Source organism: Synechococcus sp. R5-12, from assembly GCF_047502655.1.
Classification (GTDB): Bacteria; Cyanobacteriota; Cyanobacteriia; order Thermostichales; family Thermostichaceae; genus Thermostichus.
The window spans coordinates 1-17708 of sequence record NZ_JANSIM010000008.1; the positions used below are offsets into that span (position 1 = coordinate 1).

The window sequence follows — 17708 nt, forward strand, 5'->3', positions numbered from 1 at the left end:
GGGGGGTGTGGGGAATCAGAAGCAGGCAAGGTGGCATCCAAAAGGAGCTGCTGCTCCACCAAGTCGTGCCAGGAGATGGCGGGGGGCAACCCACCAGAACGGAGTATTGCTCCAGAAGCCAGCTCCCTTGCCAGGTTTGTGTAGTACTCCGGTGGCACCTGCAGAAAGTTTACGCCTCCCTGTCGCAGCCGGCGCACACTGGCGAAGACATCTGAGCTGTGCAACGCCGCATGTTGCAGGCCAGGGCCATGATGGGCATCCAAAAACTCCTGGATCTGGGAAGCGGCACAGGTGGGCTCGTTGATGGCCAACTGGATCCCGGCTTCAGGATCTCCCACCACCACACTTTCTAGGCCAGAGGTGTTGGTGCGGATGCTATAGCGATACAGAGACCGCCAACCCAGCACCTGCTCATACCAATCCGCCGCTGCCTGCAGGGATCCCTGCTCCACGTTCAATACCAGGTGATCCCAGTGGGAAAACAGGTTCTCCTCAGCAGGGGCTGAATCGGGGATCCCTGAGCTGGGGATCAAAGAATGCCTGAGTCCATAAGGAGTGCGCAGGCACAGAGCAGGGCAGCCTTCGTCTTCTGCCGGGATCCACTCCACTTGGGCTCCTCGCCTCTGCAAAAGCTCTGCCAAGCCCAACAGCTCTTGCTCCTCCACCGCCAAGGCCACATCCACCACCCCAGGCGAATGTTGCTGCAAATAGCGATCCACCTCATCCCCGGCGTGAGCCGGCTGAGATAGGCGCAAGCGCAGGGATCCCTGACGCAGACAGAGGGTACTGCCGAGCTGTCCTTCCATTCGGAAGCCCCAAACCTGACAAAAGTGTTCCTGCCAACGGGGCAGATCCCAAAGATCCCAAAGATAGAAGTGCAGGTGATGGATCCCTTGGACGATTCGATTGGACTGGTTCATAGAGCAAGGCACTGCTAAGGCAAAGGCCGAGTATCCTGACGTTCTCACGGCAACAGACGACCTGGGCCGTCCTACCTCAGCATAGGCCCGCCATTTGCCGATGGAAAAGCGTAAAACAACGTTAAGAAGATATTAAAACATCATTAAAAAATAGGATGAAAATAAGATTAAAAAATCACGCAACCGAAAATATCCTCAGAGCGCAAGGGACTAAAATTAAATCAGGCGAGGTGTATTTAGAACGCCTAAAAAAGAAACAGAAGAGTTGCTAAAAGCCCTTCGTAGGATCCCTATAAGCCTTGCAGAGATCTATTGGTTCTTTAGCTCTCTTTTAGAGCCTGCGTGGGGCAAAGGCCGGGGTGCTGCCTCGCCCTGTCGATAGATTATCAGGCGTAATAGCCGGGAGGATTGTTATGGTTGCCAGTGTGCAGCGTTCTGTAGCATCACCTACAGAATTGAAGGCGGAACCAAGGACAGGATCCAACGCAGCCGGTCAAAAAGTTTTGAGCGATTTTGCAACGGGAGCCTGGCAGCGCTGCATCGATGTCAGAGACTTTATTCAGCGCAATTACACCCCCTACACCGGTGATGAAACCTTCTTAGCTGCAGCCACCGAGCGCACCCAGCGGCTGTGGGCCAAGGTCAAGGATTTGATGGCTCTGGAGCGAGAGCGAGGGATCCTAGATGCCGATACTGCCGTTCCCTCTACCATCACCAGCCACGCCCCTGGCTATATCGACCCAGAGCTGGAACAAATTGTGGGGCTGCAGACGGACAAACCCCTGAAGCGGGCCATCATGCCCTTTGGCGGCATCCGCGTGGTGGAGTCTTCCCTCAAAGCCTATGGCTACGAGCTGGATCCCCGCACCAAGGAAATTTTTACCCAGTACCGCAAAACCCACAACGACGGCGTTTTTGATGCTTACACCGAAGAGATGCGCCGCTGCCGCCGCTCCGGGATCATCACCGGCCTGCCCGATGCCTACGGTCGGGGTCGCATCATTGGGGACTACCGGCGGGTGGCCCTCTACGGGGTGGATCGGCTCATCGAAGACAAGCAGGCCCAAAAAGCCAGCCTAGACCTGGACACGATGGACGAAGAGACCATCCGCCTGCGGGAGGAGCTCTCCGAGCAGATTAAGGCCCTACAAGAGCTGAAAGAGATGGGATCCCGCTACGGGTTTGACCTGGGCCGTCCGGCAGCCAACGCCCGCGAAGCCATCCAATGGCTGTACCTGGCCTACCTGGCAGCCGTCAAGGAGCAAAACGGGGCGGCCATGTCCTTGGGGCGGGTGTCCACCTTCCTGGACATCTACATCGAGCGGGATCTGCAGGCCGGGATCCTCACCGAGGAAGAGGCCCAGGAGCTCATTGACCACTTTGTTATGAAGCTGCGCATGGTCAGGTTTTTGCGCACGCCCGAGTACAACGAGCTATTCAGCGGGGATCCCACCTGGGTTACCGAGTGCATCGGCGGCATGGGCCTGGATGGGCGGCCTTTGGTTACCAAAACCAGCTTCCGCATGCTGCATACCCTCTACAACCTTGGCCCAGCGCCCGAGCCCAACTTGACCGTGCTCTGGTCGGAGCGGCTGCCGGAAGCCTTCAAGCGCTACTGCGCCAAGGTCTCCATTGAAACCAGCTCCATCCAGTACGAAAACGACGACTTGATGCGCCCCTACTGGGGGGATGACTACGGCATCGCCTGCTGTGTGTCGGCCATGCGCATCGGCAAGCAGATGCAGTTTTTTGGAGCGCGGGTGAACTTGGCCAAGTGCCTGCTCTATGCCATCAACGGCGGTCGGGATGAGATCTCCGGCGAGCAGGTGGCTCCTGCTTTCGCCCCCATCACCGCCGATGTCCTGGACTACGACGAGGTGTGGCCGCGCATGGCGCAGATGATGGCCTGGCTGGCCAAAACCTACGTCAACACCATGAACATCATCCACTACATGCACGACAAGTACTGCTACGAGCGCCTGGAGATGGCCCTGCACGACCGGGACGTGCTGCGCACGATGGCCTTTGGGCTGGCCGGCCTGTCGGTAACTGCCGACTCCCTATCCGCCATCAAATACGCGCGGGTACGGGTTATCCGGGATGAACAGGGCTTGGCCGTGGACTACGTAGTGGATGGCGACTTCCCCAAATACGGCAACAACGACGACCGAGTTGACTCCATTGCGGTGCAACTGGTGCAGACCTTCATGGCGGAGCTGCGCAAGCACAAGACCTACCGCAATGCGGTGCCCACCCAGTCCATCCTCACCATCACCTCCAACGTGGTCTACGGCAAGAAAACCGGCAACACCCCCGACGGGCGGCGGGCGGGCGAGCCCTTTGCCCCAGGGGCCAACCCCATGCACGGCCGGGACACCAAGGGGGCGGTGGCGTCGCTGGCTTCGGTGGCCAAGCTGCCCTACAACGACGCTCTGGATGGGATCTCCAACACCTTCTCGATTGTGCCGGCGGCCCTAGGTCGCACAGCGGAGGAGCGGGTTGCCAATCTAGTGGGGCTGCTGGATGGCTACATGCGGGATGGCGGTTTCCACCTCAACGTCAATGTTCTCAACCGCGAGACCCTGCTGCATGCCATGGAGCACCCGGAGCTCTACCCACAGCTCACCATCCGGGTTTCCGGCTATGCGGTGAACTTCATCAAGCTCACCCGCGAGCAGCAACTGGATGTCATTAACCGCACGTTCCATCAACACTGCTAAAAGACCAGCCTGGGGATCCCTGAAGTCCGCCCATACCGGGGTCGATGGAAGGGATCCCCCATCGATAACCGAGGAGGCCCGATGATCATGACTGTTTGTAGCGCTGCGGATCTGGTCAGCCAGTATGCCTCAGGACGGCGCGATTTTCGGGAGATCGATTTGCAGGGGGCTGAGCTGCAGGGGATCCATTTGGCCGGTGCCGATCTCAGCTATGCCGATTTCAGTGGGGCCAACTTGGCGGGGGCTAATTTGCGGGGGTGCGATCTCAGTTTTGCCGACTTCAGCGGAGCTAACCTATCGGGAGCCGATTTGCGGGGATGTCTCCTCTTTGGCAGCAATTTCCGAGGGGCGCTCTTAGAAGGAGCCTTGTTGGATCACGCAGATTTCGATGCCTATACCCATTTCCCGAAGGATTTCGATCCCAAGGCCCATCGCCTACACGGCATCGCGGTGGATACCTCCGTGTCTAGCCCACACGACCCATCGGTCTGAGCTGGGTGGGATCCCCAAGCTGCCCTTTCGGCTTTTTATCCCCCTTTCTCCCTTCCAGCCAGGATAGCAGCGGTCTAGCTAAAAGACCCTAGGGATCTAAAAAAATCTAGTCCCAACCTAATCCAAAGAGAAATGGAAACTGTGTTCTATTTAACCTGAGTTAGCAATCTGGAAGAAAACCTCAAGATTGATTGATATTTTGCAAAAGTCATCCAGGATAAAAGTATGGATACCGTTATGAACCCCCTGACACCAATTGCCGGGCGCATTCACTCGGTGGAAACCTGTGGCACCGTCGATGGGCCAGGAATCCGCTTCGTAATTTTTACACAGGGTTGTCCACTTCGCTGTTTGTATTGCCACAACCCTGACTGTCGGGATCCGGAGGCGGGACAGCTTGTTACGGTTGAGTCTTTAATTGCCGAGATCCAACGTTACAAGAATTACTTGCGAGGGGGGGGAGTTACGGCTACCGGGGGAGAGCCTTTAATGCAACCCACCTTTGTAGCTGAGATCTTCCGTCGCTGTCATGAGTTGGGCTTGCACACGGCTTTGGATACTTCTGGCTATGGGCAACTGGAAGCAGCCAAGCCTGTGTTGGAGCATACAGATTTGGTGTTGCTGGATATCAAGTCTTATCTGCCGGAGCTGTATCGAAAGGTTACCGGCGTTTCGCTAGAACCCACTCTTAATCTGGCCCGCTATTTAGACCAGATCCACAAGCCTACCTGGATTCGTTTTGTGCTGGTTCCCGGCTTGACGGATCCCGAGGAAAACATTAAGGGTCTGGCCGAGTTTGTGGCCACCTTATCCAACGTGGAGCGAGTGGAAGTTTTGCCCTTTCACAAGATGGGGGAATACAAATGGCAGCAATTGGGATTGCCTTACACCCTTGCCGATGTCGATCCACCCACACCCGAACAGGTGAATCACGCCTTACAAATCTTTCGGGATCAAGGACTGGTGGCTATTTGACAATTCTGCAGTTGCGGCTTGGGTCAGCATAGCCAGGTCACGCTTAGATCCGAAGTGATTCACAGTTAATCTCTGCACCGTCTCCAGATTGGCCCTGAGCTGACTGGAATCCAAGTTGATCCCCAGGCTAACTTTACGGACTCTATGTGAACTGAAGAATACCCCAAGAGGAGGGATCCCCAATGGAAGTTTGCGTCACCTACCGCGATGGTGTTCAGTTCCAAGCGGAAAGCCGAGGGCACCGCATTCTCAGCGACCAGCCTTTGGACAATCACGGTCGAGATCAGGGAATGACGCCGCCGGAATGGTTTCTGGCTTCTCTGGGCGCCTGTGTTGGTTTTTATGCCGTCAAATATCTGGAAGCTCGGCAGTTGGATCCCAGTGGACTAGAGGTGGTGGTCACGGCGGAGAAAGTTGAGCATCCGGCTCGCCTAGACAACATTCACATTCGTGTAAAAACTGGGATCCCGCTGGACGGAAGGCATCAAAAGGGGCTGGAAAAAGCAGTTGATGCCTGCATCATTCACAATACGCTCACCCATCCCCCCACCCTGACCACCGAAATCCAAGTTCCTGCTCCTGTTGGCGCCTAGATTGCCATTCGGGTTATTCGACTATTTCCAACTATCCGATTGTCAATTGTTTCTATCGTCTAAGTCTTGATGAGTTTTGGAGGGATCCACCGATGCCAGTGACCCATCTAGCCGAGTTGGAAACCTTGATCCAGCAGGTGAAGGCTGCCCAAGCTGAATATGCAACTTTCACCCAAGAACAGGTAGACCGGATTTTTCACAGAGCCGCTCTGGCTGCCAACAACGAACGGATCCCGCTGGCCAAGCTGGCGGTACAGGAAACCGGCATGGGTATTGTGGAAGACAAGGTGATCAAAAATCACTTTGCCTCGGAATACATTTACAACAAATACAAACACGAGAAAACCTGCGGGGTTATCGAGCGGGATGAGAGCTTTGGCTACGAGCGCATTGCTGAACCAGTAGGGCTTTTGGCAGGTATTGTGCCGGTAACCAACCCTACCTCGACGACAATTTTCAAGGCTCTGATCACCCTCAAAACCCGCAACGGCATTATCTTTTCTCCCCACCCGCGGGCTAAACAATGCACCATTGCCGCGGCCAAAGTGGTCAGAGAAGCTGCCGAGGCAGCGGGCGCTCCTGTGGGGTTGATCGGCTGGATCGACGAGCCCACCATTGAGCTTTCTCAGGCCTTAATGCAGCATCCTGAGGTGAAGCTGATCTTGGCTACCGGTGGGCCTGGCATGGTTAAAGCGGCCTACTCTTCGGGCCACCCGTCTTTGGGGGTGGGAGCGGGCAATACCCCGGCAGTGATCGATGCCAGTGCCGATATTCCCATGGCTGTCAGCTCGATTCTGTTGAGCAAGACCTTCGACAACGGCATGATCTGTGCCTCAGAACAGGCAGTGGTGGTGGTGGATGCCATCTACGAGCAGGTCAAGGCCGAGTTCGGCCATCGGGGGGCCTACATTTTGGATCCGGAACAAACCGAAGCAGTGCGCCGCATCCTTCTCAAAGACGGTCGCCTCAATCCGGCCATTGTGGGCCAGTCGGTGCAGACCATCGCTGCCCTGGCCGGGATCCAGGTTCCCGAAGGTGCCAAGCTGTTGATCGGGGAAGTGGAGAAGGTGGGGCCTGAGGAGCCCTTCTCCTACGAAAAATTGGCCCCTGTTCTGGCCCTCTACCGCGCCAACGATTTCCACAGCGCCGTAGATGTTGCCGTCCAACTGGTCAATTTCGGCGGGCGGGGACACACCTCTGTTTTGTATACAGATCCCGCCAATCGGGACGATATTGCCTACTTTGAAAATGCCCTGCAAACCGGTCGAGTCTTGATCAACACTCCCTCTTCACAAGGGGCCATTGGGGATCTCTACAACTTCAAGCTGGATCCCTCTCTGACTTTGGGCTGTGGCACTTGGGGAGGCAATTCGATCTCCGAGAATGTGGGGCCGCGCCACCTGCTCAACATTAAAACGGTAACCCAACGTCGGGAAAACATGCTCTGGTTTCGGATCCCGCCCAAGGTTTACTTCAAGCCCGGATGTCTACCCATTGCTCTGCGGGAATTGGCCGGCAAAAAACGCGCCTTTTTGGTGACCGATAAGCCGCTCTTTGAGTTGGGCATATTGCATCCCATCACCCAGGTTTTGGATGAGATTCGCGTGAGCTGGGATGTGTACCACGATGTAGAGCCGGATCCCACCCTCAGCAACGTCAATCGCGGTCTGGAGCAGTTGCGCCAGTTTCAACCGGATGTGATTATTGCGGTCGGTGGGGGATCCCCGATGGATGCGGCCAAGGTGATGTGGCTGATGTACGAGCAGCCCCAGGTGGAGTTTGAAGGCTTGGCGATGCGCTTTATGGACATCCGCAAGCGGGTTTACGAGCTGCCGCCACTGGGGCAAAAAGCTCAGCTCATCTGCATCCCCACCACTTCCGGCACGGGATCCGAGGTGACGCCCTTTGCCGTAGTGACCGATGACCGGGTGGGGATCAAATACCCCCTGGCGGACTACGCCCTCACCCCCACCATGGCCATTGTGGATCCGGATCTCACCCTCAAGATGCCCAAGAAGCTAACGGCTTACGGGGGTATCGATGCCCTCACCCATGCTCTGGAAGCCTATGTGTCGGTGATGGCCAGCGACTTTACCGATGGGCTGGCCCTGCAGGCCATCAAGCTCCTGATGACCTACCTGCCGCGGGCCTACGAGAAGGGCGCCGAGGATCCCGAAGCGCGGGAAAAAGTCCACTACGCCGCCACCATTGCCGGCATGGCCTTTGCCAACGCCTTTTTGGGGGTGTGCCACTCCCTGGCCCACAAGCTGGGATCCACCTTCCATCTGCCCCACGGCCTGGCCAATGCCCTGATGATTACCCACGTCATCCGCTACAACGCCACCGACGCCCCCTTTAAGCAGGCCATTTTTCCCCAATACCGCTATCCCAACGCCAAACACCGCTACGCGGAAATTGCCGATTACCTACAGTTGGGCGGGGCGGATGACGATGAAAAGGTCATGCGCCTGATTGAGGCCATCGAAGAGCTCAAGCGGAAACTGGAGATCCCGGCCACCATTCGCGAGGCCCTGGGGGAGAAAGAGCGGGAGTTTTACGACCGTCTGGAGGCGATGGCGGAGCAAGCCTTTGACGACCAATGCACCGGCGCCAACCCCCGCTATCCCCTCATTCAAGACATGAAGGAGCTGTACGTTTTGGCCTATCGGGGCTGCCGGGTGGATTCTGCCCTCTACCACCAGCCGGAACCAGTGTTGGCCTAAGGAGTAGGGTATGTGGCAACGACTGGATCCCAGTGTGGATATCTGGAGGGCCCGATCCCATCCCCTGAATCCCATTTTTCTGCCCCGTTCGGTGGCGGTGGTGGGGGCCACGGAGCGGGAGGGCAGCGTGGGGCGGACGGTGTTGTGGAACCTCATTAGCCACCCCTTTGGCGGCACGGTTTACCCGGTCAATCCCAAGCGGCACCAGGTGTTGGGGATCCGGGCCTACGAGCGGCTGTCCGCTCTGCCGGAGCCGGTGGATCTGGCCATTATCGCCATTCCGGCAGCGGGGGTGCCCAAGGTGGTGCAGGAGTGCGTAGAAGCCGGGGTCAAGGGCGCCATTGTTCTTTCAGCAGGCTTCAAGGAAACGGGCCCTGCTGGCTGGGAGCTGGAGAAGCAAATTCAGCAGACTATCCAATCGCGTCAGCGGGACGGAGTCCTTGGGAAGCTGCGCTTGATTGGCCCCAACTGCCTGGGGATCCAAAACCCCCACACGGGCTTAAACGCCACCTTTGCTGCCCAGATGGCCCGGCCCGGCAATGTGGGCTTCATCAGCCAAAGTGGGGCCCTGTGCACCTCGATCCTGGACTGGAGCCTGCAGGAAAATGTGGGCTTCAGTGCCTTTATCTCTCTGGGATCGATGCTGGATGTGGGCTGGGGAGACTTAATCGACTACTTGGGCGAGGATCCCCATACCCACAGCATTGTCTTGTACATGGAATCCATCGGGGATGCCCGCTCTTTTTTGTCGGCGGCCCGCGAAGTGGCCCTGAGCAAGCCCATTATTGCCATCAAGGCCGGACGCACCCAAGCGGCGGCCCAGGCAGCGGCTTCCCACACGGGATCCCTTACTGGCAGCGATGCGGTTTTGGATGCGGCCTTCCGCCGTTGCGGTGTGCTGCGGGTAGACCACATCGAAGATCTCTTCGACATGGCGGAGGTACTGGCCAAACAGCCCCGTCCTCAGGGCCCTCACCTGACCATCCTCACCAATGCCGGCGGGCCAGGGGTGCTGGCCACCGATGCCCTCATTCGCGCCGGGGGATCCCTGGCCGAGCTTTCTCCCCAAACCCTGGAGCAGCTTAACCAGATCTTGCCCCCCCACTGGAGCCACGGCAATCCCATTGATATTTTGGGGGACGCAGATCCGGGGCGCTTTGCCCAAGTTTTGGAAGTGGTGTTGCAAGATCCCGGCAGCCAGGGCTGTCTGGTCATCCTCACCCCCCAAGCCATGACGGATCCCACCCGCACGGCTGAGAAAGTGGTGGAGACCTGGCGGCGCAGTGGATCCCGGCAGCCTATCCTGGCCAGTTGGATGGGGGGAGCTGGCGTGGATGCGGGCGAGCACATCCTCAACCAAGCCGGGATCCCCACCTACCGCTACCCGGATCAAGCGGCGCGGGTGTTCGGCTATTTGTGGCGATTTAGCTACAACCTCAAGGCCCTCTACGAGACCCCCACTCTGCCCCCTTCAACAGCGGTAGAGCGCGACAAGGTGCAGCAAACCCTTGCCCAGGCGAGGCGGGAAGGCCGCACGCTTCTCACGGAGGTCGAATCTAAGGAAATCCTGGCCGCCTACGGGATCCCCGTGGTGCCGACGCGGGTGGCCGAGAGCCCCGAAGCAGCAGTGGAAGCTGCCGAGGCCATGGGTTACCCAGTGGTGGTGAAGCTCTACTCCCACACCCTCACCCACAAAACCGATGTGGGCGGCGTGCAGCTCAACCTGCCCGATGCTGAGGCGGTGCGCCGGGCCTTCGGGCAAATCCTCCGCAACGTCAGCGAGAAAGCGGGGCCGGAGCACTTCCAGGGGGTCACGGTGCAGCCGATGGTGGACACGGATGGCTATGAGCTGATCCTGGGGAGCAGCCAGGATCCCCAGTTTGGGCCGGTGTTGCTGTTTGGCAGTGGCGGACAACTGGTGGAGGTGTTTCAGGATCGCTCCATTGGCCTTCCCCCCCTCAACACCACCTTGGCCCGGCGTCTGATGGAAAACACCCTCATCTACAAAGCCCTCAGGGGGGTACGCGGACGCCCAGCTGTCGATCTGGAGGCCCTGGAACAGCTCTTGGTGCGCTTTAGCCAACTGGTGGCCGAGCAGCGGGAGATTAAAGAGATCGACATCAATCCGCTGCTGGCTTCCAGCGAGGGCCTGCTGGCTTTGGATGCCCGCGTCATTTTGCGAACCGAGCAGGATCCCCAGGTGCCCTTGGCCATCCGCCCCTATCCCACCCAGTACATCTGGAGCTTCCGGGACGGCATCACCATTCGCCCCATTCGCCCTGAAGACGAGCCTTTGGTGATCGATTTTCACCGCCACGTCTCCGATTACAGCGTCTATCTGCGCTACTTCCACCCGATCAAATACAGCGCCCGCATCGCCCACGAGCGCCTTACCCGCATTTGCTTTAACGATTACGACCGCGAGATTGCCTTAGTAGCAGAAAAACAGGAGCCAGAGGCCAATCGCGTCAGCGGGACGAAGTCCTTAATCCTCGGCATCAGCCGCCTCTCCAGAAAACATGGCTTTCCCCAAGAAGCAGAGTTTGCCATGCTGGTGGCGGATCCCTACCAACGGCAAGGGATTGGCACAGAGCTGTTGACCCGCCTCATTCAGGTGGCCCGCTGCGAAGGGATCCAGCACCTCACCGGCGAGGTTCTTGGCGAAAACGAGGCGATGCGCCGCCTGTGTCAGCGGCTGGGGTTTCAGTTGCGCCCTTCTCCAGAGGATCCTGGCATTCTCAAGGCCACGCTGGATCTCGCTGTCGATGCGGCGATCCCCACCCCCTGTCCTGCCTAGGGATCCTTAAATAAAAACGGTTTGCCGACCGGCTTACCGTAGAATAGGAACAAGGGCCTGCTCCTTCCGCCTACAGCAAGCGGAGCCCCTCTGTCGGAGAGAGGCTGGGGGCGAGGGCGGCCCGAGGTTTTGAGGACGGCTATGGAGGTTACAAAGACAGGCGGGATCCGCAGGCTGCCGGTGAGCATGGGGCGGTGGCTGGGGATGGGATCCCTAATTTTTGGCCTTCTTCTTGGCCTCAGTGGTTGTGTCAGCGGTATGGGCTCAGGGGGATCCGGAGAGGAAGTAGCGATTCTCCTGGCCTCCTTTGCGGTAACTCGAGACGCTTACCGGAAAATCGTTCCTGCCTTTGAGGCCCACTGGCTGGCTAAAACGGGGCAACGGGTGCGGGTGGAAAGCAGCTACGGCGGCTCGGCAACGCAATCGCGGGCAGTTATTGACGGGCTGGATGCCGATGTGGTGGCCTTGGCCCTGGCTTTGGATGTGGAGCGCCTCGTGGCTGCGGGTCTCATCCAGCCGGGATGGGAAGCCCGTACCCCCAACCAAGGGATCGTTACCCGTTCGGTGGCAGTAATTGTAACGCGGGAGGGCAACCCCCAGGGGATCCGCTCTTGGCAAGATCTGGCTCGGCCCGGCTTGCAGGTGGTTACCGCCAACCCCAAGACCTCAGGGGGCGCCCGCTGGAACTTTTTAGCCCTCTGGAGCGCTGTCCCTGAACCCCAGGCTCTGGCCTTCACCACCCAGGTCTACAAGAATGTCCGCATTTTGCCGCGGGACTCACGAGAGGCCACCGATGTTTTTTTCCAGAAAGGGCAAGGGGATGCCCTGATTACCTACGAACATGAGGTGATCCTGGCGGGCTTGCGCGGCCAATCCCTGTCCTATGTGGTGCCGGATCCCAACATTTCCATCGACAACCCCGTAGCCGTGGTGGATGCCAATGTGGATCGCAAAGGTACCCGTGCCGTGGCCGAAGCCTTTGTGGACTACCTATTCACCCCAGAAGCGCAGCGGGCCTTTGCCGAGGTGGGCTTTCGCCCGGTGGAGCCGACGGTGGCCCAAGAGTTTGCCTGGCGTTACCCTCCTGTTGAGAAGCGGGTTACCGTCGCCGACCTGGGAGGCTGGGAGGTTGTCCAAAACCGCTTTTTTGCCGATGGGGCCTTGTTTGACCGCATCCAAGCTCAGTTGTAGGGAGTCTCCCTTGTTTTGGATCCCCGTTCAAGTTATCCTGGGAGCTGTATCAACGGTTTGTTGACAGGTTTACCGTAGATTAGCCGCGAGTTTAACTTCCCTCACCCTCTCCAGAAGACTCAGCCGGCAACCATCCAGCAACTTCTCAGGCAAATCACTAGCTAGGCAGAACCTATGGGTATCACCATCGAAGGGGTATCGAAGCGTTTTGGCGAGTTTCAGGCCCTTCACCCCACCGATCTCACCATTCCCACGGGATCCCTGGTGGCCTTGTTGGGGCCGTCGGGTTCTGGCAAATCCACCCTGCTGCGTCTCATTGCCGGCCTAGAAAAGCCGGATACGGGGCGGATTTCCCTCACCGGGCGGGATGCTACCCATGCCAGCGTCCAGGAGCGCAACATTGGTTTTGTTTTTCAGCACTACGCCCTGTTCAAGCACATGACGGTGCGGCAGAACATCGCCTTTGGCTTGGAGATCCGCAAGGCTTCACGGGCCGAGATTCGGGCACGGGTGGATGAGCTGCTGGAGCTGGTGCAGCTATCGGGGTTCGGGGATCGCTACCCCTCTCAACTCTCTGGGGGGCAGCGGCAGCGGGTGGCCCTAGCCCGCGCTTTGGCGGTGGAGCCGCAGGTGTTGCTGTTGGATGAGCCCTTTGGGGCCCTGGATGCCAAAGTCCGCAAAGAGCTGCGCAAGTGGTTGCGGCGCCTGCACGATGAGGTGCATGTGACAACGGTATTTGTAACCCATGATCAAGAGGAAGCCATGGAGGTGGCGGATCAGATCGTGGTGATGAACCAGGGGCGGATCGAACAGGTGGGATCCCCGGCAGAAATCTATGACCATCCAGCTACACCCTTTGTGATGAGCTTTGTCGGCCCGGTCAACGAGCTTTCTCCCCGCTCCCAACTCTTTTGCCAGCTTCCCGAGGTGCAGGCCGGCCCGCATCAGCTTTTTTTGCGCCCCCACGATGTGCAGATTGAGGTCAACCCCGGCAGCAGTGGTGTTTCTGCCCGCGTTAAGGAGATCATCCACCTGGGCCGGGAGATTCAGGCGGAGCTGATTCTTAGCGATGGCGGATCCCTGTGGGCCCATCTCAGCCGCGAGCAATATGCCAACCAACCCCTGCAGGTGGGGCAGCAGGTCTATGTGCGCCCCAAGGTGGTGAAAGCCTTTCCCGTCAAAAAAACCGAGATGACCGCAATGCCGGTGGGAGCTTGAGAAACGTTGCTGCAAGCTTTGTCTCAACTGTCTTGGCCGTGGCGGCTGACCCTGGGCTATCTCTTCTTGATGTTGATTCTGCCGCTGGCTGCCTTGATTGCCAAGTCCAGCAGCGTGGGCTGGGCGGAGTTTTGGCGGATCGCGACGGATCCCGTGGCCCTCTCCGCCTATGAAGTTACTTTTGTAACCGCGTTGCTGGCGGCTCTGATCAACGGCGTGATGGGCACCCTGACTGCCTGGGTGCTGGTGCGCTACGCCTTCCCCGGCAAAAAGCTTCTCGAGGGGTTGATCGATCTGCCGTTTGCTTTGCCCACCGCCGTGGCCGGCCTCACCCTGGCAACGGTTTACAGCAGCAACGGCTGGATTGGATCCCTTTTGGCCCCCTTGGGGATCCGCATCTCCTTTACCCGCTTGGGGGTGGGGGTGGCGATGCTGTTTATTTCTTTTCCTTTTGTGGTGCGGACGGTGCAGCCGGTGTTGCAGGAGCTGGAGAAAGATGTAGAAGAGGCAGCCTGGAGTTTGGGGGCTTCCCGCTTTCAGACCTTCCGGCGCGTGGTGCTGCCCCAGATCCTGCCGGCGGTGCTCACCGGGGTAGCCCTGGGGTTTTCCCGCGCCGTGGGGGAATACGGCTCTGTGGTGATCATCGCTTCCAGCATTCCCTTTCGGGACTTGATTGCGGCGGTGCTGGTGATTCAGCGGCTGGAACAACACGACTATGCCGGGGCAACGGTGATCGGAACGGTGATGTTGGGGATCTCTTTCCTGTCGCTGGTGGTAATTAACCTTCTGCAAGCCTGGGGAAGTCGCCATGAAACCTGACGAGGTAGCAGGTGTCAAACCGAAGCCCTCAACATGGCTGTCGGGCCTGTTGATCGGGATCGTCGGGCTTTACATCGCGCTGCTGCTCGGGATCCCGGTGGTGAACATCTTCTATCAGGCGTTTCGAGAAGGGATCCCAGCCTTTCTCCATCGCCTGACAGAGCGGGAGTTGCTCAGTGCCCTGCGATTGACGGTGCTAACCGCCCTGGTCGTTGTGCCCCTCAATACCTTTTTCGGCCTCTGTGCTGCCTTGGCCATTGCTCATCGGCGTTTTCCGGGGCGGGCGCTGCTGCTGAGCCTGATCGATCTGCCCTTTTCCATTTCCCCGGTGGTGGCTGGCCTAATGCTGGTGCTCATCTTCGGGCGTCAGGGTTGGCTGGGATCCTGGAGGGTTATCTTTACATTTCCGGGCATTGTGTTGGCAACGGCTTTCATCACCCTTCCTTTTGTGGCGCGGGAAGTGTTGCCGGTGTTGGAGGAGGCAGGCACCGACCAGGAAGAAGCCGCCAAAACGCTGGGGGCAACCCCCTGGCAGATCTTTTGGAGAATCACCCTGCCCAACATCCGCTGGGGCCTTCTGTACGGCGTCATCTTGACCAATGCCCGCGCCATGGGGGAGTTCGGCGCTGTGGCCGTGGTCTCCGGCAACATCATTGGCCGCACCCAGACCTTGCCCCTGTTCGTGGAAGATGCCTACCGCAGTTATGCCACCGGCTCAGCCTATGCGGCGGCGGTGGTGCTCTCCTTGCTGGCGGTGGTAACCCTAGTGGCTAGGGAGTTCCTTGAGCGGGGATCCCATTCCCGCCGGATCTTTTGATCCGTCAGGGTGTGGATCAGACGGGCTCGGTGAGGATCTCTGGCAGACAAACCTTAGTGCCCCCCAGGCCGCAGTAGCCGCGCGGATTCTTGGCCAGATATTGCTGGTGGTAGTCTTCGGCGTAGTAGAACTCAGGCGCGTCTAAGATCTCGGTGGTGATCTGGCCGTAGCCGTGGGCGGTCAGGGCCTGCTGATAGAGATCGCGGGTTTTTTCCGCCAGCTCCCGCTGCGCCGGAGAATACACATAGATGCCGGAGCGGTATTGGGTGCCCACGTCATTGCCCTGGCGCATCCCCTGGGTAGGGTCGTGATTTTCCCAAAACACCTTCAGCAGTTGGGCATAGCTGACCTGAGCCGGGTCGTAAACCACCCGCACCACTTCGTTGTGGCCGGTCAGGCCGGTGCAGACCTCTTCGTAGGTGGGGTTGGGGGTAAACCCGCCGGCATAGCCCACCGCCGTGCTGAACACCCCTGGCACCTGCCAAAACCTGCGCTCTGCCCCCCAGAAGCAGCCCATGCCAAACAAGGCCAGCTCCATGCCCTCAGGAAAAGGCGGCTGCAGCGGATTGCCGTTGACAAAATGCCGATTCACGATCACCATCGGCTCGGCCCGGCCCGGCAACGCTTCTTCCGGTTTGGGCAGGGACAGTTTCTTGCCAAGTTTGCCAAAGCCAAAGAGCACCATAGGGACAGCCCGATACATTCGTTAACACTTACCAGCCTAGCTCAGTTGGCTCCTCATGTGTTGGAAAAATCCTTGATCGGGTCAGCTCACCGATTTAAAAGCCCCCAGCCGCTTGGCCACTAGCAGATAGACGGTCATGATCCCCATCGGCACAACCGTGAAGGCTGCCGCCAAGGGAATGTTGCCAGAGGTGCCCTGAAAGGCGAGAACTGCCTGCCCGATGAAATAGCTGGAATTGCCCAGAGAATAAGGCACCACAAAATCTCCTAGCGTTAAGGAAAAGGTGAAGACCGACCCGGCCAGGATCCCTGGCAAGGCGAGGGGAAGAGTAACATGGCGGAACGTTTGCCAACCCTGAGCTCCCAAATCTGCAGAAGCCTCAATTAAGCTATCGGGCACTCGCTCCAAAGCCGCCTGGATCGGCAGAATCATATAGGGCAGCCAAACATAGAGAAACACCAAGAAAATACCCAAGTTGGATACAGCCAGCGATGGCCCACCGATCCCGGGCAACTGCAAAATCTTTTCCACCCAGCCCTGTAGGCCCACATGGGTGAGTAGATAGGTAAGGATCCCTTCTTTGGCCAGGATCAACTTCCAGGCATAAACCCGAATCAAATAACTAGACCAAAGCGGTAGGAGCACCAACAAGTACAAAAAGTCCTTCCAGCGAGGAGAGGCCAGTCTGACCATGGTATAAGCCAGAGGAAAAGCCAACACAATTGCAGCTAGGGTCACTGCCAAAGCCATAGTCAAGCTGCGGACAAAGATATCCACGCTGGCAGGAGTGAGCAGCTCCCGATAGGTGGCCAAAGTCAACTTTCTCAGGATCAGGCCGGTAAAGGGATCCAGATGATAAAAACTTTGCAGCAGCAGCGCCAGCAGCGGCCCCAAGTAAAAGACCAGTAACCAAATGAGAGGTGGCCCCAACAGAATGGCAAGGATGAGCGTCGGGTGATGATAGAGGAATCCAAACAGATCGGGTTTATCGGTTATCTGAGTTGTTTTGGCCATGGCCAGGCAGGCATGAAGATCAGCTTTTCATTCCCTCTTTTTGGTGTTATTGGAATTGTAGGTCGACGAGCCAATAGAATTCAACAGAATTGGGATTGAGAAAGTGCGAACAGGCAAGAGGGATTGGCTTGTCTACACCTGCCGGCGGGTATCCTTTGAGGGAAAACGGCAATCAGAAGATGCCGGTATCTTGGCGGGAAGTGGAGGGCCATCGTAGACAGGGATCCTTTGAACCTTTTGGGGGCATTGGGAGTCAGACAAAGCAAGGTTGAGAACAAGGGAGCGTCCTCTCGTGCAGGCGGCAAAGGATACATCCGATTGGGAGCTGATCCAGCGCTGCCTCAACGGCGACAGCCAGAGCTTTCGCCAACTCTACCGCAAATACCAGCAGTCGGTACGGAATATCCTCTATCCCTTGTGTGGAGCCGATCTTTTGGATGACCTGGTTCAGGAAGTGTTTATTCGCGCCTGGAAAGGGTTGCCTCGGTTTCGCGGCTCGGCCCAGTTTTCCACTTGGCTGTATCGCATCTGCTGGAATGTGGCCTCAGATCAGCGACGGCGCTGCGCCCGGCAACACTCCCAAACCCAAAACCTGGCCCTCGGATCGGATATCGCTCACCCTGGCCCCGACCTGATGCACTTGCACTACCAACAGGCTCTACAGCAAAGCATGGCTCAGCTCAGCCCCGAACACAGAATGGTTGTAAACTACCCGACCCTGACTGCTTCGCAGTACAGGGCGGG

General features: G+C 58.1%; 14 protein-coding genes. 11 read left to right on the top strand and 3 right to left on the bottom strand.

The features are described 5' to 3' along the window. Positions 1 to 920, bottom strand: a 920-nt coding sequence (locus tag NW843_RS00590; RefSeq protein WP_414521803.1) for a VOC family protein, incomplete at its 3' end; no start/stop codon positions are given. Positions 921 to 1333: 413 nt separating this feature from the next. Between NW843_RS00590 and pflB the strand changes: the two genes are divergently transcribed. The 10 genes from pflB to cysW all read left to right on the top strand — a co-directional run bounded on the left by pflB (position 1334) and on the right by cysW (position 15265). Next, the gene (pflB, locus tag NW843_RS00595; RefSeq protein ID WP_414521804.1) at positions 1334 to 3640 is read left to right on the top strand and encodes a formate C-acetyltransferase; all 2307 of its coding nucleotides are present in this window, start codon (positions 1334 to 1336) and stop codon (positions 3638 to 3640) included. Positions 3641 to 3727: 87 nt separating this feature from the next. Continuing rightward, a complete protein-coding gene (locus NW843_RS00600; protein WP_414521805.1) occupies positions 3728 to 4132 on the top strand; it encodes a pentapeptide repeat-containing protein in 405 nt (134 codons plus the stop codon). A gap of 225 nt (positions 4133 to 4357) precedes the next feature. Next, positions 4358 to 5107: a pyruvate formate-lyase-activating protein gene (gene pflA, locus NW843_RS00605; RefSeq protein WP_414415746.1), complete on the top strand. Its 750-nt coding sequence runs from the start codon at positions 4358 to 4360 to the stop codon at positions 5105 to 5107. A 182-nt stretch (positions 5108 to 5289) separates the two neighbouring features. Continuing rightward, positions 5290 to 5700, top strand: a complete 411-nt coding sequence (locus tag NW843_RS00610; protein ID WP_414343934.1) for an OsmC family protein — start codon at positions 5290 to 5292, stop codon at positions 5698 to 5700. 92 nt (positions 5701 to 5792) lie between these two features. Next, positions 5793 to 8423 carry a bifunctional acetaldehyde-CoA/alcohol dehydrogenase gene (adhE, locus tag NW843_RS00615; protein ID WP_414521806.1) on the top strand — a complete coding sequence of 877 codons (2631 nt, stop codon included), beginning with the start codon at positions 5793 to 5795 and terminating at the stop codon, positions 8421 to 8423. 10 nt (positions 8424 to 8433) lie between these two features. Next, positions 8434 to 11220, top strand: coding sequence for a GNAT family N-acetyltransferase (locus NW843_RS00620; protein ID WP_414521807.1), 2787 nt, complete (start codon positions 8434 to 8436; stop codon positions 11218 to 11220). 141 nt (positions 11221 to 11361) lie between these two features. Beyond that, a complete protein-coding gene (locus NW843_RS00625) occupies positions 11362 to 12411 on the top strand; it encodes a sulfate ABC transporter substrate-binding protein (RefSeq protein WP_414521808.1) in 1050 nt (349 codons plus the stop codon). Between the two features lie 174 nt (positions 12412 to 12585). Beyond that, positions 12586 to 13629, top strand: coding sequence for a sulfate/molybdate ABC transporter ATP-binding protein (locus NW843_RS00630; RefSeq protein ID WP_011431905.1), 1044 nt, complete (start codon positions 12586 to 12588; stop codon positions 13627 to 13629). Positions 13630 to 13635: 6 nt separating this feature from the next. Then, positions 13636 to 14448 (top strand): sulfate ABC transporter permease subunit CysT, encoded by an 813-nt coding sequence (cysT, locus tag NW843_RS00635; protein ID WP_011431904.1) that lies wholly within the window; start codon positions 13636 to 13638, stop codon positions 14446 to 14448. Next, positions 14438 to 15265 carry a sulfate ABC transporter permease subunit CysW gene (gene cysW, locus NW843_RS00640; protein WP_414521809.1) on the top strand — a complete coding sequence of 276 codons (828 nt, stop codon included), beginning with the start codon at positions 14438 to 14440 and terminating at the stop codon, positions 15263 to 15265. The genes cysT and cysW overlap by 11 nt, the downstream gene beginning before the upstream one ends. A 16-nt stretch (positions 15266 to 15281) precedes the next feature. Here the strand turns inward: cysW and msrA are convergent, their stop codons facing one another. Further along, positions 15282 to 15950: a peptide-methionine (S)-S-oxide reductase MsrA gene (gene msrA / locus NW843_RS00645; protein ID WP_414375041.1), complete on the bottom strand. Its 669-nt coding sequence runs from the start codon at positions 15948 to 15950 to the stop codon at positions 15282 to 15284. Between the two features lie 81 nt (positions 15951 to 16031). Then, entirely contained in the window at positions 16032 to 16964 is a 933-nt protein-coding gene (locus tag NW843_RS00650; RefSeq protein ID WP_414521810.1) for an ABC transporter permease, read from the bottom strand. 292 nt (positions 16965 to 17256) lie between these two features. Here NW843_RS00650 and NW843_RS00655 point away from each other — a divergent pair. Next, the coding region (locus NW843_RS00655; protein WP_414521811.1) for a sigma-70 family RNA polymerase sigma factor at positions 17257 to 17708 on the top strand (452 nt) is incomplete at its 3' end.